The following is a 22,264-nucleotide window of genomic DNA, read 5'->3' as shown; positions in this document are numbered from 1 at the left end:
GCTCGAGATAGCTGTGTGCCAGTCAAAGTCGATATCAACTGATCTACCGTTATCGCGAGCAGGCTCGCTCCCACATTCGGACTGAGGTGTTCAGGCGGGCGCGTCGAGATCCAGGTGCAGGTTGTCGATCAACCGTGTGGTGCCCAGGAAAGCAGCGGCCAGGATCACCAGGTCGCGGTCCTCGCTCACGGCCGGACGCAAGGTCTTGGCGTGACGGATTTCCAGATAGTCGGGGCGCAGGCCCGCGGCTTCGAGTTGCTTGAGCTGCTCATCGATCAACGCCGGATAATCCCGTTGCCCCTGCTGGATGGCTTGAGCGATCTGGCTCAGGACGCGATAGACCACGGGCGCGACGGCGCGCTGCTCGGGGCTGAGGAAGCCGTTGCGCGACGACAGCGCCAGGCCGTCCTCGGCGCGGACGGTTGGCTCACCGATAATCTGGATCGGCATGTTCAGGTCATGGACCAATGCGCGGATCACCGCCAATTGCTGGAAATCTTTCTGGCCGAACACTGCCAGGTCCGGCTGGACCATATTGAACAGTTTGCTCACCACGGTCGCCACACCCTCGAAATGCCCCGGACGGCTGGCTCCGCACAATCCTTCGGACAACTGCGGGACGCTGACCCGGGTCTGCCCGGCCATGCCATCGGGATACATTTCCTCGACACCGGGTGCGAACAGCAGATGACAACCGGCCTGAAGCAGTTTTTCCTGGTCAGCGGCGAGGGTGCGGGGATATTTGTCCAGATCCTCGCCAGCGCCAAATTGAAGCGGGTTGACGAAAATACTTGCCACGACGAAATCGGCTCGTTGCGAAGCTTTGGTCACCAGGGCCATGTGGCCGCTGTGCAGGTTGCCCATGGTCGGCACGAAAGCGATGCGCTTGCCCTCGCCGCGGGCGCGGGCCACTGCGGCGCGGAGTTCGCGTACGGTCTTGACGGTGTTCATGCGGAGAATCCGTGCTCAGCGCCGGGAAAGGACGCAGCCTTCACTTCGGCGACATAGGCCTGCAGGGCTGCCTGGATAGAGGGTTGCCCAGCCATGAAGTTTTTCACGAATTTCGGCACGCGACCGGTGATCGACAGCCCGAGCATGTCGTGGAGCACCAGCACCTGGCCGTCGGTAGCGTTGCCGGCGCCGATGCCGATCACCGGGATGCTCACTGCCTGGGTGATTTCCTGGGCCAGTTCGCTGGGCACGCATTCGAGCAACAGCATGGCGGCCCCGGCCTGTTCCAGCGCGATTGCATCGGCACGCATCTGCCGCGCCTGGTTTTCACTGCGACCCTGGACCTTGTAACCCCCCAGGATATTCACCGCCTGGGGGGTGAGGCCCAGGTGTGCGCATACCGGGATACCACGCTCGGCCAGCAAGCGGATCGAATCGGCCAGCCACAACGCGCCTTCGATCTTGACCATGTGCGCGCCGGCCTGCATCAGCAGGGCGCTGTTGGTCATGGTTTGTTCGAGGGTGGCATAGGCCATGAAGGGCAGGTCGGCGAGGATCAGCGCATCGGTGTTACCGCGTTTGACGGCGGCCACATGGTAGGCCATGTCGGCGGTTGTCACCGGCAAGGTGCTGTCATGACCTTGCAGCACCATGCCGAGGGAGTCGCCCACCAGCAACACTTCAACTCCGGCCTCGTTGCAGGCATTGGCGAAGGTGGCGTCATAGCAGGTCAGCATGGTGATCTTCTCACCTTTCTGCTTGAGACCTTGCAGCGTGGTCAGGGTAATAGCTGGCATGAAAAAGTCCTCATTAGGCGCTCCAATACAGGCGCACCTTCTATGCGCGGTGCTTGTAAGGCCTGGATTGCACCCATTAGCGCCGCGTTGGCGGCGACGGGACGCCTATAGTCGTGAGGAGTACCGGGGAAGTCAATTGGATGTGTTACCGCCGGGTGTTACCGGGGTTACTGATGCGTTTCAGCGCAGGGGCGTGTTTCGAATCTGACTGCCGGGTCCCGGATCCTGTGGGAGCGAGCTTGCTCGCGATAGCGCTGTGTCAGTTACAGGTGGGGCAACTGATCCACCGGCATCGCGAGTAAGCTCGCTCCCACAGGGGATGTCTTCGTCAGATAAGGGGCAAGCGTTCCAGGCCGACGAATGGGCACGCCGCAAGCAGGTCCTTGAGACGGCGTCCGTCAGCGAGGCGCAGGTCGGCGGGCGCCAGCTCTGCCAAGGGATAGAGCACGAAGGCCCGGGCCTGCATATGGTAATGAGGAACCTTGAGACGGGGTTCGTCGATCAGGCGATCGCCGAACAGCAGGATATCCAGGTCCAGCGTCCGCGGGCCCCAGCGCTCCAGGCGTTCACGCCCTTGATCGGTTTCGATGGCTTGCAGCGCATCGAGCAGATCCAGCGGTGCGAGGCTGCTCTCCAGCGCCGCCACGGCGTTGGTGTAGCGTGGCTGGCCAGGAAGCAGCGAGTCGCTTTGATAAAACGCCGAGACGCCTGCCAATCGGGTCTCGGACAGTCGCGCCAGCGCTTCGACGGCGCTGCGCAGTTGTCCTGCGGGTTCGGCCAGGTTGCTGCCCATGCCGATGTAGATGCGTTCCATCGCTTACTCGCCCGAGGCGCTCGGTACACCCGCGCGCTTGCGCTTGGCACCGCTGCTGCGTCGGCGCTTGCGCGGGCCGCCGGTGCCGTCGTCCTTGCCGCTGAGGTCACGGATCATGTCGCGGCGTTCGCTGTCGTTGGCGTCCTGGTAATCGGTCCACCATTCGCCCAGGCCATCGGTCTGCTCGCCCGCGCTTTCGCGCAGTAGCAGGAAGTCGTAGCCGGCGCGGAAACGCGGGTTGTCCAGCAGCAGGTCGGCGCGTTTGCCGCTGCGGCGGGGGAGGCGTTCCTGCATGTCCCAGATTTCGCGAATCGGCATCGTAAAACGTTTTGGAATGGCGATGCGCTGGCACTGTTCGGCAATCAGCTCGTGGGCGGCTTCCTGCATCGCCGGGATCGGCGGCATGCCGCGCTCTTGCAAGCGCAAGACGCGGGCGGGGAGGGCCGGCCAGAGCAAAGCGGCGAACAGGAACGCCGGAGTTACCGGTTTGTTCTGCTTGATGCGCAGGTCGGTGTTGATCAGCGCTTCGCTGATCAGTGTGTGGGTGTAGGTCGGGTTGTATTCCAGCGCCTCGGCACTGGCTGGGAACAGCGGGTCGAACAATTGCAGGTCGACGAGCATCTCGAAGGTGTCTGCGGCGTTGCCTGAAAGGAACAGCTTGAGCACTTCTTCGAACAGGCGAGCCGAAGGAATTTCCCTGAGCATGGGGGCCAGGTCGCGGATAGGCGCGGCGCTGTGTTTCTCGATACCGAAATCCAGTTTGGCGGCGAAACGCACGGCCCGCAGCATTCGCACCGGGTCTTCCTGGTACCGCTGCCTGGGATCGCCGATCAGGCGGATGAGCCGATTGCGGATGTCGTGTACGCCGTTGGCGTAATCGAGGATGCGTTCGCTGACCGGATCGTAATACAAGGCGTTGATGGTGAAGTCGCGGCGTTGCGCGTCTTCTTCCAGCGTGCCGTAGACGTTATCGCGCAGGATGCGTCCGCTTTCGTTGCGAGAAGACTGGTTGCTGTCTTCGTCTTCGTCATTCTGCGGATGGTTGGCGCGAAAAGTCGCCACTTCAATGATTTCGCGGCCAAAGTGGATATGCACCAGCTTGAAGCGACGCCCGATGATCCGTGCGTTACGGAACTCGGCCCGTATCTGCTCTGGCGTGGCGCTGGTGGCAACGTCGAAATCCTTGGGGGTGATGTTCAACAGCATGTCACGCACGCACCCGCCGACCAGGTAGGCCTGGTAGCCGGCGTTCTGCAGGCGTTCGACGATGTTCACCGCGTAACGGCTGAATTGGGCCTTTTGCAACGAATGCTGGCCGCTATTGAGCACTTCAGGCGTGCTGCGTATGTGTTGCGTACGACGCAAGGGAGAACGGAATGACTGGAACAGCTTCTTCAGCATGGGATGCACTGTTTGAAGGAATATTCGGCCAAAAACCAAGAATGACCGCATGATGGGCGGGGATTCTAGCATTTAGTCGAGGGATGGTGTAGGACGCAGGCGTTTTGTGTTGCAAGCGTTGAGCGACAGGCTTGTAGGATGCGGGAAGGCTGAACGACAGAAACCACAAGGGGAGCCGAAGCTCCCCCAGAATTAGTTGCGTGCTCTTTTTTTATTATTGGTTTCGGGCTTCTTGTTTTTGTTGAGCGCCCATATCACGAGGTCTTCCCTTCGTGACCCTCCCAATCGGGAGCCAAGAGCAAACGGATTGCTTTGGTCGCTGTGTTGCAGTGATCAATCGATCCAACCAGTTCAGGCACCTGTCTTGAGACAGTTTTTATTGTTCTCGGCCTGGTTGTGGGGCAAGCCCCAAATACAACGCCTCTCCAAAAGAATCAGTTAGCTGCGCCTCTCGCCGTCTTGTTTTTATTGTGCGTGAGTCGATTCGTCTTATTTTTATTGTCTTGTGCATTGCTTGTTGTTGTTCTTGTACCAAAGCTATAGCAGGGTGCGTGCCAACTTTTGCAAGGCCCAGGAAAGACGGGGGTTCTATGCTCATTCCGGTTTGCTCGGGGCAAAAAAAAGCCGGGATTTCGTTACCGTAAACCCCGGCTTTTGTTACGTGAAAAAGCTGAGGTAACAGTTTTTTCACATCCAGCGATGTTACCTGGGCACCTCAGCTTTCGCTGGTGGCCCCGGTCTTGCGCCGTGGAATACCCAGGCGCTGCCGGCGTTCCCACAGGCATTTGCGGCTCACGCCCAGCTTGCGCGCCAGCTCCGTCTCGGTCATGTGGTCCTGGTGCTCGAGGACGAAGTGCTGGAAGTAGTCTTCCAGCGACAGGTCCTCGGTGGGCTCGTGGCTGGTGTTGTTCGCGCCGTTTTGCTGCGGTGCGAGCCCGATGAACTCCTCATCGTCCAGGTCGCCCACCTCGATATCGATGCCCAGCAGGTCGGCGGAAATTTCCGGGCTCTCGCACAGGATCACCGCGCGCTCCACGGCATTCTCCAGTTCGCGTACGTTACCCGGCCAGGCGTAGTGACGAATGGCCTGCTCGGCGTCCGGGGCAAACTTGAGGTCGGTGCGGTTGACACGCGCACTCTGGCGGGCCAGGAAGGCATTGGCGATTTCATTGACGTCCGCGCCACGCTCGCGCAGCGGCGGCAGCTTGAGCGCGATCACGTGCAGGCGGTAATACAAGTCCTCACGGAACTGGCCGATCTTCGCCAGGCTCTTAAGGTCCCGGTGGGTCGCCGCGATCAGGCGCACATCGACTTTCTGCGATTGCACGGAGCCCACCCGGCGGATTTCGCCTTCCTGGAGCACGCGCAGCAACCGCGCCTGGGCTTCCAGAGGAAGTTCGCCAATTTCATCGAGAAACAACGTGCCGCCGTCCGCTGCTTCAACAAGGCCGGCGCGCCCGGCGCTGGCGCCCGTGAATGCGCCTTTTTCGTGGCCGAACAATTCGGACTCGATCAGGCTTTCCGGGATGGCTGCGCAGTTCACCGAGATCATCGGGGCCTTCGCCCGGCGGGACAGGTTGTGCAGCGCCCTGGCCACCAGTTCCTTGCCGGTGCCGGACTCGCCCTGGATCAGCACATTGGAGTCGGTCGGCGCCACTTTACGGATCTTGCCGTAGAGGTCCTGCATCGGAGGGCAAGAGCCGATGATGCCGATTTCGCCGTTGCTGTTGCTTGCGCCCACCTTACCGGACGCCGCGGCCTTACCGTTCGTCGCTTCCGCTGGCTGGCTGCTCGCCGTCTGTCGATCACGCAGGATCCGGGCCACGGCCTGGAGCATCTCGTCGTGGTCGAATGGCTTGGCGATGTAGTCGACCGCGCCCATTTTCATGGAATCGACCGCCGAGCGCAGGCTGGCGTAGCTGGTCATGATCAGTACGGGCGTGCCCTGGCCCAGCTTGATCAGCTCGGTGCCGGGGGCGCCGGGCAGGCGCAGGTCGCTGACGATCAGGTCAAAGGTTGGAATACTGAAGCGTTCTTGTGCTTCCTGCACGGAACCGGCTTCGCTGACCTGGTACTGGTTGCGTTCCAGCAGGCGGCGCAAGGCGGAGCGGATGATTGTTTCGTCTTCGACGATCAAAATGTGCGGCATTGATTCGATTCTCTCGACGGTCTCAGTTCACAGCGGACGTCGCTTCGACATGACGCGGCAAGGTCACCCGAATACGGGTGCCGCGTTGGCTCTGAACATCGGCCGGGCTGTCGATGGTGATTTGTCCATAATGCTCTTCAACGATGGAATAGACCAGTGCGAGGCCCAGACCGGTGCCTTCGCCAGGATCCTTGGTGGTGAAGAAGGGTTCGAACAATCGGTCCATGATGTTCTGTGGAATACCGCTGCCTTCGTCTTCGACGATCAGGTCGACGGTATGTTCGAAAGCTTCGCTCTTGACCCGTACCGCGCTGCCGGCCGGTGAGGCGTCGCGCGCGTTGGAGAGCAGATTGATCAGCACCTGGGCGAGCCGTTGGGGGTCGCCGTCGACCCAGTGTTCGGGGTCGCACAGGTTGAAGAACTGGACTTCGAAGTTGCGCCGGTTGAGCGCCAGCAGGCCGATGGCGTCCTGGGCCACTTCGGCCAGGCACACCGGCTCGTCGTTGTGCTGATGACCGCCGGCGTGGGCGAAACTCATCAACGACTGGACGATGCGCGATACGCGCTTGGTCTGTTCGAGAATCTGGCCGCTGATTTCCGTCAGCTCGCCATCGTCCTCGCGCTCTTCGCGCAGGTTCTGCGCCAGGCAGGCGATGCCGGTGATCGGATTGCCGATTTCATGGGCCACCCCGGCGGCCAAGCGACCGATGCTGGCCAGGCGCTCGGAGTGGACCAGCTTGTCTTCGAGCATCTGCGTGTCGGTCAGGTCTTCCACCAGCAGCACCAGGCCGCTGTTGCCCGGCGCCAAAGGCTCGTCGATCGCTGCCTTGTGCAGGTTCAGCCAGCGGGTCTGTCCGTCCAGGGCCAGGTGTTGTTTGTGCAGATGCTCGTCCGGCAGGTCGATGAAGCCTTGCAGCAAGCCTTTCCACGGCTCGCCCAACGTGCTCAGGCGGGAACCGACCACCCGCTGCGCGGCAATCCCGGTCAGTTCTTCCATGGCCTTGTTCCACATGAGGATCTCCTGGTCCTTGGCCAGGGAGCACACGCCCATCGGCAGTTCCTGCAGGGTCTGGCGATGGTAACGGCGCAAGGCATCCAGCTCGGCGGCCAGGCCGGTGAGGCGCGAGTGGTAATCCTCCAGGCGGCTCTCGATGAAGTGGATGTCTTCGGTGACATAGTTCTCGCCGCCGGCCTTGTAGGGCAGGAACGTTTCGACCATGTCCTGGGCCACGCTGGGGCCCATCAGGCCGGACAGGTTGGCTTCGATCCGATCCCGCAACCGACGCAAGGCGTATGGACGGCGTTCGTCGAATGGCAGGTAAAGGTCGCGCAGGGCCTGTTCGACTTCCTTTTGCGCGGCCTTGGCGCCAAGAGGCTTGGCCAGTTGGGTGGCGAATTCCTGGGGCGAGGCAGCGTGCAGTTCACGGCGCTGCGGCCGGCGCACGTTATCCACAGCGCAGGCTTCGGCGGCACTGGCTTCTTCGCTGCTGGCATTGGTGAACAGCGAGATCAGGGTAAACATCAGCACGTTTGCCGCCAGCGAGGCGATGGCTGCCATGTGCCAACTGGTGTCGTCGAGCACGTAGATCATGTTCAACAGCGGAATATAGAAACCCTGCAGGTTGCCCAGCAGCGGCAGCAGCATGGCGACCAGCCAGACCACGATCCCCGCCAGCAGGCCGGCGATAAAGCCGCGGCGGTTGGCGGTCGGCCAATACAACACTGACAGGACGCCGGGCAGGAATTGCAGGGTCGCAACGAACGCGACGATGCCCAGGTTGGCCAGGTCCTGTCCGTCGCCCAGCATCAGATAGAAACCGTAGCCGGCCATGATGATCGCGACGATCAATGCGCGACGGGTCCATTTCAGCCAGCGATAGATGTTTCCCTCGGCTGGAGGCTGGTAGAGCGGCAGTACCAAGTGGTTGAGAGCCATGCCCGACAGTGCCAGGGTGGTCACGATGATCAGGCCACTGGCCGCTGACAGGCCGCCGACATACGCCAGCAGCGCCAAGGCTTCATTGTTGGCGGCGATGCCGATGCCGAGGGTGAAATACTCCGGGTTGGTGCTGGCGCCCAGTTTCAAGCCGGCCCACAGGATCAGCGGCACGGCCAGACTCATCAACAGCAGGAACAGCGGCAAGCCCCAGCTCGCGCTGACCAGCGAGCGCGGGTTGAGGTTCTCGGTGAAGGTCATGTGGTACATGTGCGGCATGACGATCGCCGAGGCGAAGAACACCAGCAACAGCGTGCGCCACGGGCCTTCCTGGAGCGGCGTATGCAGCGCGGCGAGAGCGGTCTGGTTCTGCAACAGCCAGATCTCGAGCTGCTGCGGTCCATCGAATACGCCATACAAGGCATAAAGGCCGACGCCGCCGATGGCGACCAGCTTGATCACCGATTCGAAGGCGATCGCGAACACCAGGCCTTCATGTTTTTCCCGCGTGGCGATGTGCCGCGAGCCAAAGAAAATCGTGAACAGGATAATCAGGACGCAGAAGCTCAGCGCCACTCGGTGCTGCACCGGTTCGTGGGTCAGAATGCTGATGGAGTCGGCGACCGCCTGCATTTGAAGCGCCAGCAATGGCAGCACGCCGACCAGCATGAAGATGGTGGTCAGCGCACCGGCCCAGGTGCTGCGGAATCGAAAGGCGAACAGGTCGGCCAACGAAGACAATTGATAGGTGCGGGTGATTTTCAGGATCGGATAAAGCAGCACCGGCGCAAGCAGGAAGGCGCCGGACACCCCGAGGTAACTGGACAGGAAGCCATAGCCGTATTGGTACGCAAGGCCGACCGTGCCATAAAACGCCCACGCACTGGCGTAGACGCCCAACGAGAGGGTGTAGGTCAGCGGGTGGCGAATGATTGCCCGGGGGATCATGCCTCGTTCACTGATCCAAGCCACGCCGAACAGCACCGCCAGATAGGCGGCGCTGATCAGGATCATCTGGGTCAGGCTAAAGCTCATCGGCATCTTTTTGGCTCTGCAGGATGAAGGTCACGACGATCAGGATCAGCCAGAGCAGATAGGGCCGATACCAGGCACCCGTGGCATCGATCCACCAATCCATGATGGCTGGGGAGAACAGGTAAATCCCCACTACCAGGAGCAGGACCAAGCGATAGATGTACATCCCGGCCTCTCTTTTTTATGCACGTGCCCGAAAACGTGCGGCGATGGTAACGGATAGGCGGCAGGCTGCAAGGGCCGTCACTGTATTTGCGCTTCGGGCAGGGACAGTGTGCGTGGGATCTTTCCCGCATCCCAGTGGCGAATGCCCCAGGCCAGCAACTCCCGTGGGCTGGCATCGACCAACTCCGATGCCGGTTGCTGGCCCAGTGCGCGCAGCGCTCTCAACAGCAGAGGCGTTGCCTGATCGGCCGTCAAGGGTGGTGAACGATAGGATTTGCCGAGTTTGTGCCCGTCCGGCTGGGTAATCAGTGGCACGTGCAGATAGCGCGGTTGTGGCAACCCAAGCAGTTCTTGCAGGTATAGCTGGCGCGGCGTGGAATCCAGCAGGTCGGCGCCTCGGACTACATCGGTGACACCCTGCCAGGCGTCGTCCAGGACCACTGCCAATTGGTAGGCATACAGCCCGTCGCGGCGACGAATCACAAAGTCGCCGGCCTCGCGGCCCAGGTGCTGGCGGAATACGCCTTGGACCCGATCGACGAAATGGTATTCAAGTTCGGGGACGCGCAGGCGGATGGCGGCGTCTTCGATGTTGTGACCTGCGTTGCGGCACAGTCCCGGATAAATGCCCTGATAGGGTTCCAGTTGCTTGCGCGAACAGGTGCAGGCGTAGGCGAGGCCTTGGTTGAACAAGCGATCGATGACCTGCTGGTAGGCGGCGTGGCGGTCGCTCTGGCGCACCATTTCACCATCCCATTCAAAGCCGTAGCTTTCCAGCGCCTTGAGAATTGCCGCCTGCGCGCCGGGCTCTTCCCGGGGCGGGTCGAGGTCTTCCATGCGCAACAACCAGCGTCCGCCCAGGGACCGGGCATCGAGGTACGACGCCAGGGCGGCGACCAACGAGCCGAAATGCAAGTGGCCGCTGGGGGTGGGGGCGAAGCGTCCGGTGTAGTCAGTCATAGAGCGAATTTTACGGGGTCCGGGCGAAAGGAGTGCAAATCTTGATGACGGAGCATAATTTCCTGTGGAAGCGAGCCTGCTCGCGAAAGCGGTGTGGCTGTCACATCAATGTTGGCTGGACGAACGCATTCGCAAGCAGGCTCGCTCCCACAAAAACTGAGGGCATGGGAGCCTCGCAAACAAAAAACGGAGCGTATGAACGCTCCGTTTCGATGACAGCCCCGGCGATTACTTGCCGACCTGTTTTTCCTTGATTTCCGCGAGGGTCTTGCAGTCGACGCACATGTCGGCGGTCGGACGTGCCTCCAGTCGCTTGACGCCAATCTCGACGCCGCAGGACTCGCACCAGCCGTATTCTTCGTCTTCGATCAGTTGCAGCGTCTTATCGATTTTCTTGATCAGCTTGCGTTCACGGTCGCGAGCGCGCAGTTCAAGGCTGAATTCTTCTTCCTGGCTGGCACGGTCGGCCGGGTCGGGGAAGTTAGCAGCGTCGTCCTTCATATGGTCAACCGTGCGGTCGACTTCCTGCATCAAGTCCTGTTTCCACTTGTTCAGGATCTTGGTGAAGTGCGCGCGCATGGGGGCGCCCATGTACTCTTCGCCCTCTTTCGCGACATACGGCTCAAACCCGCTGAGCGACTGATTTTGATTCTGCTTTGCTTGGGTGGGCATGAATGGACCGCCTCTACTCTTGTAATCCACTACGCAGGATTGCTCCATCACCGACACCTGCCGGCCCTGCGGCTGCAAGCGGGCGAACTTACCAGATCAAATCAGCCTGCGCTACTCCCGGTTGTCGAGCCTGGCGCGGCTGGGGCCCGTAAAACATGATCGGGTCCGGTTCGGTGGTGTTGCAAACCTGCTCAATGCTTGATTTTAGTCAAGTCTGGGTTTAACGCTGGAGTCATTTCCAGCTAGCGCTAGGACCGTTTTAGATTTGCGCTCGTTCCCGCACCCGTTCCCGAGTTGGGTAGAATCGGTTCTTTTTTCGTGAAGGACGGCCCAATGGCCCAGCCCTACAGCGCACGCAGCCGTGCCATCGAACCATTCCATGTCATGGCGCTGCTGGCGCGCGCCAACGAACTGCAGGCCGCCGGGAACGATGTCATTCACCTGGAAATCGGCGAGCCGGACTTCACCACCGCCGAGCCGATCATCCAGGCCGGCCAGGCTGCCCTGGCCGCCGGCAAGACCCGCTACACCGCGGCCCGGGGCATTCCCGAGCTGCGCGAAGCCATCGCCGGTTTCTACGCGCAGCGCTACGGCGTGGAGATCGATCCCCGGCGCGTCCTGGTTACTCCGGGCGGCTCCGGCGCGTTGTTGCTGGCCAGTGCTCTCCTGGTGGACCCTGGTAAACATTGGCTATTGGCCGATCCAGGCTACCCCTGCAACCGTCATTTCCTGCGGCTGATCGAAGGCGCGGCACAATTGGTGCCCGTGGGGCCGGACGTGCGTTATCAGTTGACGCCGGACCTGGTGGATCGCCATTGGGACCAGGACAGCGTCGGTGCCCTGGTGGCTTCCCCGGCCAACCCGACCGGGACGATTCTCAGCCGGAATGAATTGGCAGGATTGTCCAAGGCGATCAAGGCCCACAACGGGCACCTGGTCGTCGACGAGATCTATCACGGCCTGACCTACGGCACCGACGCCGCCAGCGTGCTGGAAGTCGATGACGATGCGTTCGTCCTTAATAGCTTTTCCAAATATTTCGGCATGACCGGCTGGCGGCTGGGCTGGCTGGTGGCGCCTTCGGCGGCCGTCGCTGAGTTGGAAAAGCTCGCGCAAAACCTCTACATCAGTGCGCCAAGCATGGCCCAGTACGCGGCCTTGGCCTGTTTCGAGCCGGCGACCATTGCGATTTTCGAACAACGGCGCGCCGAGTTCGCGCTGCGTCGTGACTTTCTCCTGCCAGCGTTGCGTGAGCTGGGGTTCGGCATCGCAGTGGAGCCCCAAGGGGCGTTCTACCTTTATGCAGATATCAGCGCTTTCGGCGCAGATGCCTTCGCGTTCTGCCAGCACTTCCTGGAAACCGAACACGTGGCGTTCACGCCGGGGCTCGATTTCGGTCGTCATCAGGCCGGTCATCACGTGCGTTTCGCCTACACCCAAAGCCTGCCGCGGCTGCAAGAAGCGGTGGAGCGAATCGAACGCGGACTGCGGAGCTGGCAAGGCTGATGCTCTTTTCCCCTGCTTTGGAAGAAGGACGGTTGATTCGACGTTACAAACGTTTTCTCGCCGATATCGAGACCGTTCATGGCGAACTGTTGACAATTCATTGTCCCAACACCGGCTCGATGCTCAATTGCATGGCCGAGGGCGCGCGCGTCTGGTTCAGTCGCTCCAACGACCCCAAACGCAAGTTGCCGGGCACTTGGGAAATAGGCGAAACCCCTCAGGGGCGCTTGGCCTGTATCAACACCGCGCGGGCCAATGGGTTGATCGAGGAAGCGCTGCGCGCCGGTGTCATCAGTGAGCTGAACGGGTTCATAGGGCTCAAGCGGGAAGTGGCCTATGGCGTCGAGAACAGCCGCATCGATTTTCGGCTCGACTACGCGGATCGCAGCTCGGCCTGGGTCGAGGTGAAAAGCGTCACGCTGGGTTTCGACGGGACGAATGTCGCGGCGTTCCCCGATGCGGTAACCCTGCGTGGCGCCAAGCACCTGCGAGAGCTGGCTTGCCTGGCGCGGGAGGGCGTGCGCGCGGTGCAGTTGTATTGCGTGAACCTGAGCGGCATCGATGCGGTGCGGCCGGCGCACGAAATCGACCCGGTGTACGCCGCGGCGTTGCGCGAGGCCGTGGCCGCCGGGGTGGAAGTGTTGGCATATGGCGCCATGCTGACGCCGGAGCAGATGTGGGTCGATCGTCCGCTGCCGGTGTTGCTTGAGCCACTACAGTTCGACCCAAATGCCTTGATCGTCCTCCCGGCTATCTAGCGCCGCCAGGAATTGCCCCGCGCAAGGGCCGGCGACGCACTCACCGCTTTCGATCAGGAACAGCGCGCCGTGGGTCGCGCACTGGATGAGGCTGGCGCTGGTATCGAGAAACTGGTCGGGTTGCCATTCCAGCGGCACGCCGCGGTGCGGGCAGCGGTTGAGATAGACATACGCCTGGCCTGCGCGCCGCACGGCCAGGAGCTTGCGCCCATCCACGTCGAAACCGCGACTGCCGCTTTCAGGCAGCTCGGCGGTGCTACAAAGAAATTTCATGTGAGTCTCTAGGTGTCATAAGGACGGGCTCGTTGAAGGCTATGTTGTCGAGTGCCATGCTTGACGGTCAAATGAAAACAATTATCAAATGGCGCCTCCTTCGCAGGTGGTGTCGAGGATACTTGTCCAAGCCCGACCCTGTGGAAAACTTCTTCGAGGAAGCTGCCCGATGCGCCTGAATGTCCGCGTTGCTGCGCTCTGTATCGTCTTGCTGGCCTGCCAGGGAGCGTTGGCGGCCGATCTTGCGCAGCGCTGGGTGAGCGCCGGCGGCGCCTTGTCCGAGTGGGTCGGCGCGCTGGGTGGTGAATCGAAACTGGTGGGCGTGGACACGACCAGCCAGCATCCCGAATCGCTGCGAGCGTTGCCCAGTATCGGTTATCAGCGGCAGCTATCGGCGGAGGGCGTGCTGAGCCTGCGTCCGCAGATTCTGGTGGGTACCGAAGAAATGGGCCCGCCTCCGGTTTTGGCGCAGATTCGCAACGCCGGGGTGCAGGTCGAACTGTTCTCTGCGGCGCCAAGCCTGGCGGCGCTCCAGGACAATCTGCGTCACCTGGGTCAGTTGTTGGGAGCCGAGTCCAGGGCTAGAGAATTGTTCGAGGATTATCAACAGAGTCTTTCCCGGCATAGCGTTAGGGTGGATGAAGCCCGGCTCAAGCAAAAGGCGCCTGGTGTATTGCTGTTGGTGGGCAGTGCCGGCGGCAAGCCGCTGGTCGCGGGCAAGGACACCGCCGCTGATTGGCTACTGCAACAGGCCGGCGGCCACAACCTGGCGACCCACAGCGGTTACAAACCGTTCTCCGTTGAAACCCTGGCCAGCCTGAACCCTGAAGTGCTGGTCTTCGCCGATCGTGCCTTGCGCGGTGAAGAGGCGCACGCGGCGTTGTTCAAGGAAAATCCGATCCTGTCCTCGACGCGCGCCGCCAGGGACGGGCGCGTCATGGAGCTGGACCCAACGTTGCTGGTGGGCGGACTAAGCCCACGTTTGCCGCAAAGCCTGGTGAAGCTGACCAATGCGTTCTATCCGGCCCAGGTGCCATGACGGCGCTGGTCAAGCCGCGCACGTTGTTTATTGGGCTGGGCCTGCTGTGTCTGCTGGCGACCTGGCTGTCCCTGGCGTTGGGGCCGGTGAGCTTGCCCTTATTCGATACCTTGCGGGCCGCCCTGCGCCTGTTGGGTCTGCCGGTGGCCGCCGACGGCCTGGAGCAGGCCGAGCTGATCCTTGGCCAGATTCGTCTGCCGCGCACGTTGCTGGGACTGATGGTGGGGGGAGTGTTGGCGCTGTCTGGCGTGGCGATGCAAGGATTGTTTCGTAACCCGCTGGCCGACCCGGGGTTGGTGGGCGTGTCCAGTGGCGCGGCGTTGGGTGCCGCATTTGCCATCGTCGCCGGCTCGGCGCTGGGCGGGGTGCCCGAAGCGTTGGGACCCTACGTGTTGTCGTTGTGTGCGTTTCTCGGCGGGCTTGGAGTCACGGCGCTGGTCTATCGCCTCGGCCGGCGCAACGGCCAGACGCATGTCGCCACCATGCTCTTGGCTGGCATTGCCTTGACCGCGCTCTCCGGTTCCGCGGTCGGCTTGTTCACTTACCTGGCGGACGATGCGACCTTGCGCACCCTGACGTTCTGGAACCTGGGGAGCCTAAACGGTGCCAGCTACGGGCGGTTGTGGCCGTTGTTGCTGGTCAGCGTCGGCGTCGCGATCTGGCTGCCGCGTCGCGCCCGGGCGCTTAACGCCTTGCTGCTCGGCGAATCGGAAGCCGCCCATCTGGGCATCGACGTCGAACGGCTCAAGCGAGAGTTGGTGTTCTGCACCGCCTTGGGCGTCGGGGCTGCCGTCGCGGCGGCGGGCATGATCGGCTTTGTCGGGCTGGTGGTGCCGCACCTGGTACGGTTGATGGCGGGGCCGGACCACCGCGTCCTGTTGCCGGCATCGGTGCTGGCGGGGGCGAGCCTGTTGCTGCTCGCCGATTTGGTCGCGCGTCTGGCGCTGGCCCCGGCTGAGCTGCCGATCGGCATCGTCACGGCCTTCATCGGCGCGCCGTTTTTCCTTTATCTTTTGTTGCGGGGGCGCGCCTGATGTTACGAGCGCAGAACCTGTACATTCGCCGGGGCCACAAAACCGTATTGGCGGATATTGATCTGCAGCTCACTCCGGGCGAAGTGCTGGGTGTGCTGGGTCCCAATGGGGCGGGCAAAAGTACGCTGCTCGCCGGTTTGTGTGGAGAAATGCGTCCGGCACAGGGAGAGGTCTGGCTCGATGATCGGCCACTGGCCCAGTGGGAAGGCAGCGAGCGCGCCCGTCGCCTGGCGGTATTGCCGCAGACCTCGACCTTGGATTTCGCATTCCGTGTTGAAGAAGTCGTCGGCCTCGGGCGGCTGCCCCACCAGAGCGGCCGGATACGTGACGGGCAAATTGTCGAATTGGCGCTGCGGGCTGCGGACGCCGCACATTTGCAAGGTCGCAATTACCTGAGCTTGTCCGGCGGTGAGCGACAGCGGGTCCATCTGGCCCGGGTACTGGCGCAATTGTGGCCGGGCGAGGCGGGACAGATCCTGCTGCTGGACGAACCCACTTCCATGCTCGATCCGCTGCATCAGCACACCATTCTGCAAGCGGTGCGTGAATTTTCCGGTCGTGGCGCGGCGGTGCTGGTGATCCTGCATGACCTGAACCTGGCGGCGCGTTACTGTGATCGCCTGTTGCTGCTGGCGTCCGGCAGGCCGGTGGCCCTGGATTCGCCCCAGCAAGTGCTGCGCCCGGAGCCCCTCAAGGCGGTGTTTGGCCTGGACGTGCTGGTGCAGTCCCATCCGGAGCGCGGCCATCCGTTGATCATTGCCCGCTGAGTCTGGCTGGAGAATACCGATATGCGCTTGATCCTGATGCTGGCATTGGCTGTGTTGACGGCCTGTCAAACTGTCGAGCCCCCTCCGCTTGGTGGACGGATTCGTGATTTGCACACCGGCCAATCGATCACGCCCCAGGTATTGGTCAAGCGTTTGGCGGGTGCCCAGCGAGTCGTGGTTGGAGAGCAACATGACAATCGCGATCACCATGAATTGCAGCGTTGGCTGCTCCAGGCCTTGGCCGAGCGACGGGCCCAAGGCAGCCTGTTACTGGAGATGTTGACGCCCCAGCAACAACCACGGGTCGACGCGGTTCGCCAGTTGTCTGCCTTGCCAAGGGATCTGCCCGGCGCGTTGGACTGGTCGCCAGGTTGGGACTGGAGCCTCTACGGGCCCATGGTCGAGTTCGCCCTGATGCAATCCTATCCCGTGCTGGCGGCCAATCTGGACAGCGCGCAGATCCAACGGATTTATCGTCAAGCGCCTGTGATGCAGGGAGTTCTTTCCAATTCGGATGCTGTGAAGGGCGTGCTGCTGGAGCAGATCCGTGAGTCCCACTGCGGACTCCTGCCAGAGTCGCAAATGCCTGCGATGCTGGCTGTGCAGCAGCAGCGTGACCGGCGCATGGCCGAACGATTGCTTGAGGCTCCCGCGCCGGCGTTGTTGTTCGCGGGCGCCTGGCATGGCCGCAAGGACGTTGGCGTGCCGCTGCATGCGCTGGATCTGGGGGCCCACGATGGGCCGTCGGTGCTGATGTTGGCTGAAGAGGGCAGCAATGTGACACCGGCCATGGCGGATTACGTGTGGTACACCCCGGCAATGCCGCCGCAGGATTACTGCGCGCAAATGCGTTCAGGCGACGCGAAGTGATTCTCCAGGCAAAAAAAGACCCGGCAAAAGCCGGGTCAAATAACCGTGATTAGCCTGATGAGGAGATATCTGAGAGTCCGAACCAAGGGCTTTTCAAATATCGACCAGTCTCGCGACCGGATGTGGTAATCATAGCGATTCTCATTACCAAGTCAAACATTCTTTCCCGATTGCCCGAAGTTTCTTGGCGTGAGCGGGTCGGACGCGAGAAAAAATGGTTTCAAGCTTTGTGCCGCGCCGAAATGGCATCCAACTGTTTGTTGAGGGCTTCCTTGCGTTCCGGGGGGATATCGTTCCAATGCATGTCCATCAGCGCGCCTTCGATGGCATACAGCAGCACTTTGGAAGCGCGAAACCCGCGAGTGCGTACGGCGCGATAGGCGTCTACCGCGCCGAGCCGGCGCAGATCCGAGGCGCTGTGGATGCCCACGGCGTGCAGCCACTGGGCTGATGTCTTGCCCAGATTCTTCAGGTGTTGCAGTTCATCATTCATCGAGCCTCCTTGCGACGGCCGACTGGTGCAGTGGGCAAGCTTTTCAGGAGTGTAGCGTTCAGCAGGAAAAGCGTGATTCTTTGATCGGAATCGACGCAAAAGCTTCTAATGCATTACGCACGATGGGTGAGGAAAGAAGGAAAAGCGCATCGTCCAGCGCAGGCAGGGGCGCTGGAGAGTGATGGTGCCGCAACCACGGGTGCCGTCGTTTCAGCGGGTGCGATAGCGCAGGCGAGTGCCGAAATTCATCGACATCAGGATCTCGTCGGCAGATAGCTCGGGTGGAAAGTAGGTGCCGGAGATCTGCGCATGAGCCAGGCTCGCGCCTTCCAGTGACGACTTGCGAAAATCGATGCCGCGCAAATCGGTGGAACGGAAGTAGGCATCCGTGAAATCCACGTCGTCGGCGTTCAGTTCCCGCAGGTCGAGGCCACGAAAATCGCCGCCGCGCATGTCGATAGGACCTTGAGGTCGTTCGGCGTTAAACCCGGCGACGTCATCTTTGCGCAACAAGGCATAAAGCGGGGTATCGAGAAGCTTTGGGTGGCTCATGGCATATCACCTGATGGTTTTATGGCGCCAGTATAGTGCCACTATTTGGCGGCCGTGAAGCCGGGCGTCGCTTCACGGCCGAAATAGTTTCTACAGGCCCGGCAAGCGTTGGCGGATCTGCGCCACCACGACATCCAGCGTGCCGCTTTCGTTGGTTTGAACCCGTTTGCTGCAAAGGATTTCTGCCGGCGTCAGTGCTTCCCGGCTGGCCTGCTGGGAGGCGATGACGGTCAGGTTGGCATCGGAAGGATCCTTCTGGTCGGCTTGGCGCTGGGCGAGCCGGCTCTCGATCACTGCTTGCGGCGCCTCGCAATCCAGAATCAGGAACGGCGCGCCCGTGCCTTCGGCAACCTTGGCCGCGGCGTCGCGCTGATCATGCTTGAGGTAGGTGGCATCGATCACCACGGGGAAACCGGCGTGGAGGATCGCATCGGCGACCTCATGCAGCCGGGCGTACGTGGCGCTGCTGGCATCGCTGCTATAGATGCCGGCCTGTGGATCGTTCGGCACTTGCTGTTCACCGAACAGGCGCTTGCGTTCCACGTCCGAGCGCAGGCGAATCGCGCCAAGCGCTTCCACCAGGCGCATCGCTACGTGGCTTTTGCCAACGGCGGACACGCCGTGGGTGATGGCCAGGAAGCGCGAAGGAATCGTGCTGTAGCTTTCCGCCAGGTTGGCGTAGTTGCGGTATTGACGCAGGGTCGTGGCGCGCTGCACCGGATCGGCTTCGGCGGGCATGCTGAACAGCGCGACCTTGGCGCGGACCAGGGCACGATAGGCCTTGTAGAAGTTCAGCAATTCCAGGCCATCGTAATCGCCGGTCAGCTCCAGGTATTGGCTGACGAAGCGTCGCGCCAGGGACTTGAGGCCGCGGTCTTCAAGGTCCATCGCCAAGAACCCGGTGTCGGCGTAGACATCGGTGAAACGGAATGGCTCGTTGAATTCGATGCAGTCGAAGATCACCACTTTGCCGTCGATCACCGTGGCGTTGCCCAGATGGATGTCGCCGTGGCATTCGCGAATGAAACCGTCGGCCTTGCGTTGGGTAAACAACGGCTTGAGCCGCTCGAAGCTGGTTTCCGCCCAGGCCTGGAGAGCCTCGAGTTGCAGCAGGTCAGCCTTGTCGTTGAGGAGTGGACGGATCTGTTCGAAATTCTGCCGCACCGGCGCCATGACGCTGTCTGGTGTGCCCGCCGCATTGTCGGCAGGCACTTTTGGCGTGGTGAGGTGGAACTGGGCGATCTGCGCGGCCATTTCATCGATGTGCGCGGTGGTCAGTTCGCCATTGGCCTGCAGCGTGCTGAGCAGTTCACTTTGGGGGAACTGGCGCATTTTCAAGGCGTATTCGATAGCCGGGCCGTCGCCGCCCAGTTGTGGCGCTTGGGCACTGCCAGTGATCGGCAAGACTTCCAGGTAAAGGTCCTGGGTCAGGCGTTGGTTCAGGCGCAGTTCTTCGCCGCAGAAATGCTTGCGTGCGTCGAGGCTGGTGAAGTCGAGGAAGCCGAAATTGACCGGTTTCTTGAATTTGTAAGCGTAGGGGCCGGTGAGCAACACCCAGGAGATGTGGGTTTCGATGACCTGGAACCCTTCGATGGGATGCGGGTAGAGGGCTGGGTTTTGCAGGGCAGCGATCAGTGATTGGCTCACGGGCGATCCTTCAGAGACTGGAAAATTCAAGGCGGTCATTATGGCCGCAAGCGGCGCTAACGCAAACCTTGGCGGACTCATGTTGAACCTCGACAAAGTGCGTATAATCCGCCGCCATGACTCGTACCCGATCCCCCCGCACCCCCAAGAAACCACCCGCCAGCCGCCTGCGGCCCTGGTTGGGCTGGGCCCTTAAACTGAGCCTGGTAGGCCTTGTCGTGCTTGCCGGTTTTGCCGTCTACCTCGATGCTATCGTCCAGGAGAAGTTCTCCGGCAAGCGCTGGACCATCCCGGCCAAGGTCTACGCACGGCCGTTGGAGCTGTTCGTCGGACAAAAGCTGAGCAAGGATGATTTCCTGACTGAGCTCGATGCCTTGGGTTATCGCCGCGAAAGCGTCGCCAATGGTCCCGGGGCGGCGTCGGTGAACGGCAATACCATCGACCTCAACACCCGCGGTTTCCAGTTCTATGAAGGCATGGAGCAGGCGCAACCGGTGCGGGTGCGGTTTTCCGGCGACTATGTAGCCGCGCTGACCGGTGCCAACAATGCCAAGCTGTCCGTGGTGCGTCTTGAGCCGCTGTTGATTGGCGGCCTATACCCCAAGAACCTCGAAGACCGCATCCTGATCAAGATCGACCAGGTGCCACCGTTCCTGCTCGATACGCTGATTGCCGTCGAGGACCGTGATTTCTACCATCACTTCGGCGTCTCGCCCAAGTCGATCGCCCGTGCCGTCTGGGTCAATACTTCTTCGGGGCACATGCGCCAGGGCGGCAGTACCTTGACCCAGCAGTTGGTCAAGAACTTCTACCTGACCAACGAGCGCAGCCTGACCCGCAAGTTGACCGAAGCCATGATGGCGTTGCTGCTGGAGCTGCACTACGACAAGCAGGAGATCCTGGAGGCGTACCTCAACGAGGTCTTCGTCGGGCAAGACGGCCAGCGCGCGGTGCACGGTTTCGGCCTGGCCAGCCAGTTCTTCTTCAGCCAGCCACTGTCCGAACTCAAGCTGCACCAGGTGGCGTTGTTGGTGGGCATGGTCAAGGGGCCGTCTTCCTACAACCCGCGTCGTAATCCGGAGCGTGCGCTTGAGCGGCGCAACCTGGTGCTCGATCTGTTGCAGCAGCAGGGCGTGGCAACGGCAGAACAAGTCGAGGCGGCGAAAAAGATGCCGCTGGGCGTGACCAAGCGTGGCAGCTTGGCGGACAGTTCTTTCCCTGGCTTCATGGACCTGGTCAAGCGTCAACTGCGAGAAGACTACCGCGACGAAGACTTGACCGAAGAAGGCCTGCGGATCTTCACCAGTTTCGACCCGATCCTGCAGATGAAGGCCGAGGCCTCGGTCAATGACACTTTCAAGCGACTGGCGGGGCGCAAGGGTTCCGACGAAGTCGAAGCGGCTATGGTGGTGACCAACCCTGAAACCGGGGAAGTCCAGGCGATGATCGGCAGCCGCCAGGCCAGTTTCGCAGGATTCAACCGGGCGTTGGACGCGGTGCGACCGATCGGCTCGCTGATCAAACCGGCGGTTTATCTCACTGCGTTGGAAAAGCCAAGCCAGTACACGCTCACCAGTTGGCTGTCCGATGAGTCGTTCTCGGTCAAGGGCGCGGACGGGCAGGTCTGGACGCCGCAGAACTATGATCGTCGTCCCCACGGCACGGTGTTCCTGTACCAAGGCCTGGCGCATTCCTACAACCTATCGACGGCCCGCCTCGGGCTGGAAGTCGGCGTGCCGAATGTGCTCAAGACCTTGGCGCGCCTGGGAGTGAACCGCGAATTCCCGGCCTTCCCATCGATGCTGTTGGGCGCCGGTGGCCTGGCTCCGATCGAAGTGGCGGCCATGTACCAGACCCTTGCCAATGGTGGCTTCAACACACCGATGCGCGGGATCCGCAGCGTGTTGACCGCCGATGGCGAGCCGCTCAAGCGTTATCCGTTCCAGATTCAGCAACGCTTCGACCCGGCTTCTATTTATCTGATCCAGAGCGCCATGCAACGAGTCATGCGCGAAGGCACTGGCAGTTCGGTCTATAACGTACTCCCACGGACGTTGACCCTGGCGGGCAAGACCGGTACGAGTAACGATTCGCGCGACAGCTGGTTCGCCGGATTCAGCCAGGACTTGCTGGCGGTTGTCTGGCTTGGCCGTGACGACAATGGCAAGACGCCGTTCACTGGCGCCACCGGTGCGTTGCAGGTCTGGACCAGTTTCATGCGCAAGGCCGATCCGCTGCCTCTGGACATGCCGCAACCCGACAACATCGTCCAGGCCTGGGTCGATTCGCGCACTGGGCAAGGCTCCGATGCCAACTGCCCGGGCGCTGTGCAGATGCCGTATATTCGCGGCAGCGAACCGCCACCCGGTGCAGCCTGTGGTGGTCAGAATCCCGCCGAATCGGTGATGGATTGGGTCAAGGACTGGATGAATTAAGCAAAGAGGG

The 22,264-nt window shown here is 61.5% G+C and carries 21 protein-coding genes; 7 read left to right on the top strand and 14 right to left on the bottom strand.

Annotated elements, in window-relative coordinates; all coding sequences use genetic code 11:
* Positions 1-90: 90 nt before the first annotated feature.
* The 10 genes from panC to dksA all read right to left on the bottom strand — a co-directional run bounded on the left by panC (position 91) and on the right by dksA (position 10,880).
* Positions 91-951: a pantoate--beta-alanine ligase gene (panC, locus tag J3Q04_RS21255; RefSeq protein WP_434562266.1), complete on the bottom strand. Its 861-nt coding sequence runs from the start codon at positions 949-951 to the stop codon at positions 91-93.
* On the bottom strand, positions 948-1,748 hold the full coding sequence (gene panB, locus J3Q04_RS21250; RefSeq protein WP_420767610.1) for a 3-methyl-2-oxobutanoate hydroxymethyltransferase: 801 nt from the start codon (positions 1,746-1,748) through the stop codon (positions 948-950). The genes panC and panB overlap by 4 nt, the downstream gene beginning before the upstream one ends.
* Before the next feature lie 328 nt (positions 1,749-2,076).
* Positions 2,077-2,562 carry a 2-amino-4-hydroxy-6-hydroxymethyldihydropteridine diphosphokinase gene (folK, locus tag J3Q04_RS21245; protein ID WP_434609519.1) on the bottom strand — a complete coding sequence of 162 codons (486 nt, stop codon included), beginning with the start codon at positions 2,560-2,562 and terminating at the stop codon, positions 2,077-2,079.
* Positions 2,563-2,565: 3 nt separating this feature from the next.
* The gene (locus tag J3Q04_RS21240) at positions 2,566-3,963 is read right to left on the bottom strand and encodes a polynucleotide adenylyltransferase PcnB (protein WP_420767608.1); all 1,398 of its coding nucleotides are present in this window, start codon (positions 3,961-3,963) and stop codon (positions 2,566-2,568) included.
* Positions 3,964-4,339: 376 nt separating this feature from the next.
* The gene (locus tag J3Q04_RS21235; RefSeq protein WP_434628273.1) at positions 4,340-4,654 is read right to left on the bottom strand and encodes a hypothetical protein; all 315 of its coding nucleotides are present in this window, start codon (positions 4,652-4,654) and stop codon (positions 4,340-4,342) included.
* 24 nt (positions 4,655-4,678) lie between these two features.
* Entirely contained in the window at positions 4,679-6,112 is a 1,434-nt protein-coding gene (locus tag J3Q04_RS21230) for a sigma-54-dependent transcriptional regulator (RefSeq protein ID WP_420767606.1), read from the bottom strand.
* Positions 6,113-6,134: 22 nt separating this feature from the next.
* Positions 6,135-9,089, bottom strand: coding sequence for a sensor histidine kinase (locus tag J3Q04_RS21225; RefSeq protein ID WP_420767605.1), 2,955 nt, complete (start codon positions 9,087-9,089; stop codon positions 6,135-6,137).
* Entirely contained in the window at positions 9,073-9,249 is a 177-nt protein-coding gene (locus J3Q04_RS21220) for a hypothetical protein (protein ID WP_003176118.1), read from the bottom strand. The genes J3Q04_RS21225 and J3Q04_RS21220 overlap by 17 nt, the downstream gene beginning before the upstream one ends.
* A 77-nt stretch (positions 9,250-9,326) precedes the next feature.
* A complete protein-coding gene (gene gluQRS / locus J3Q04_RS21215) occupies positions 9,327-10,208 on the bottom strand; it encodes a tRNA glutamyl-Q(34) synthetase GluQRS (RefSeq protein ID WP_434609523.1) in 882 nt (293 codons plus the stop codon).
* Between the two features lie 228 nt (positions 10,209-10,436).
* On the bottom strand, positions 10,437-10,880 hold the full coding sequence (gene dksA / locus J3Q04_RS21210; RefSeq protein WP_420767603.1) for an RNA polymerase-binding protein DksA: 444 nt from the start codon (positions 10,878-10,880) through the stop codon (positions 10,437-10,439).
* Positions 10,881-11,213: 333 nt separating this feature from the next.
* On the opposite strand from dksA, the gene J3Q04_RS21205 reads away from it, so the two are divergent.
* Both J3Q04_RS21205 and sfsA read left to right on the top strand, forming a co-directional pair.
* A complete protein-coding gene (locus J3Q04_RS21205; RefSeq protein WP_434609525.1) occupies positions 11,214-12,386 on the top strand; it encodes a pyridoxal phosphate-dependent aminotransferase in 1,173 nt (390 codons plus the stop codon).
* Complete coding sequence (gene sfsA, locus J3Q04_RS21200; protein ID WP_434609528.1) at positions 12,386-13,144, top strand: DNA/RNA nuclease SfsA; 759 nt, start codon at positions 12,386-12,388, stop codon at positions 13,142-13,144. Before J3Q04_RS21205 ends, sfsA begins: the two co-directional genes overlap by 1 nt.
* On the opposite strand, the gene J3Q04_RS21195 is transcribed toward sfsA, so the two are convergent.
* On the bottom strand, positions 13,100-13,417 hold the full coding sequence (locus J3Q04_RS21195; RefSeq protein ID WP_434609531.1) for a Rieske (2Fe-2S) protein: 318 nt from the start codon (positions 13,415-13,417) through the stop codon (positions 13,100-13,102). The genes sfsA and J3Q04_RS21195 overlap by 45 nt on opposite strands.
* A gap of 169 nt (positions 13,418-13,586) precedes the next feature.
* Here J3Q04_RS21195 and J3Q04_RS21190 point away from each other — a divergent pair, with 169 nt between their 5' ends.
* The 4 genes from J3Q04_RS21190 to J3Q04_RS21175 are packed head-to-tail and all read left to right on the top strand — an operon-like array spanning position 13,587 to position 17,127.
* Positions 13,587-14,456, top strand: a complete 870-nt coding sequence (locus J3Q04_RS21190) for a heme/hemin ABC transporter substrate-binding protein (RefSeq protein ID WP_434609534.1) — start codon at positions 13,587-13,589, stop codon at positions 14,454-14,456.
* Between the two features lie 50 nt (positions 14,457-14,506).
* Positions 14,507-15,490 (top strand): FecCD family ABC transporter permease, encoded by a 984-nt coding sequence (locus tag J3Q04_RS21185; RefSeq protein ID WP_420767662.1) that lies wholly within the window; start codon positions 14,507-14,509, stop codon positions 15,488-15,490.
* Positions 15,490-16,257 (top strand): heme ABC transporter ATP-binding protein, encoded by a 768-nt coding sequence (locus J3Q04_RS21180; protein ID WP_434562280.1) that lies wholly within the window; start codon positions 15,490-15,492, stop codon positions 16,255-16,257. The genes J3Q04_RS21185 and J3Q04_RS21180 overlap by 1 nt, the downstream gene beginning before the upstream one ends.
* A 21-nt stretch (positions 16,258-16,278) precedes the next feature.
* Complete coding sequence (locus J3Q04_RS21175; RefSeq protein ID WP_434609537.1) at positions 16,279-17,127, top strand: ChaN family lipoprotein; 849 nt, start codon at positions 16,279-16,281, stop codon at positions 17,125-17,127.
* A gap of 220 nt (positions 17,128-17,347) precedes the next feature.
* Here J3Q04_RS21175 and J3Q04_RS21170 read toward each other — a convergent pair whose 3' ends face one another.
* The 3 genes from J3Q04_RS21170 to J3Q04_RS21160 all read right to left on the bottom strand — a co-directional run bounded on the left by J3Q04_RS21170 (position 17,348) and on the right by J3Q04_RS21160 (position 19,819).
* On the bottom strand, positions 17,348-17,620 hold the full coding sequence (locus J3Q04_RS21170) for a TfoX/Sxy family protein (protein WP_420767596.1): 273 nt from the start codon (positions 17,618-17,620) through the stop codon (positions 17,348-17,350).
* A 210-nt stretch (positions 17,621-17,830) separates the two neighbouring features.
* Positions 17,831-18,172, bottom strand: coding sequence for a pentapeptide repeat-containing protein (locus J3Q04_RS21165; protein WP_420767595.1), 342 nt, complete (start codon positions 18,170-18,172; stop codon positions 17,831-17,833).
* 90 nt (positions 18,173-18,262) lie between these two features.
* Complete coding sequence (locus J3Q04_RS21160; RefSeq protein ID WP_434609540.1) at positions 18,263-19,819, bottom strand: AAA family ATPase; 1,557 nt, start codon at positions 19,817-19,819, stop codon at positions 18,263-18,265.
* A 116-nt stretch (positions 19,820-19,935) separates the two neighbouring features.
* Here J3Q04_RS21160 and mrcB point away from each other — a divergent pair, with 116 nt between their 5' ends.
* Positions 19,936-22,254: a penicillin-binding protein 1B gene (gene mrcB, locus J3Q04_RS21155; protein ID WP_420767593.1), complete on the top strand. Its 2,319-nt coding sequence runs from the start codon at positions 19,936-19,938 to the stop codon at positions 22,252-22,254.
* Positions 22,255-22,264 lie beyond the last annotated feature (10 nt).

The organism is Pseudomonas sp. D4-21 (assembly GCF_051132125.1).
Lineage (GTDB): Bacteria > Pseudomonadota > Gammaproteobacteria > Pseudomonadales > Pseudomonadaceae > Aquipseudomonas.
Note: the sequence above shows the minus strand (reverse complement) of the source record. Positions and strands in the feature narration are given on the sequence as shown.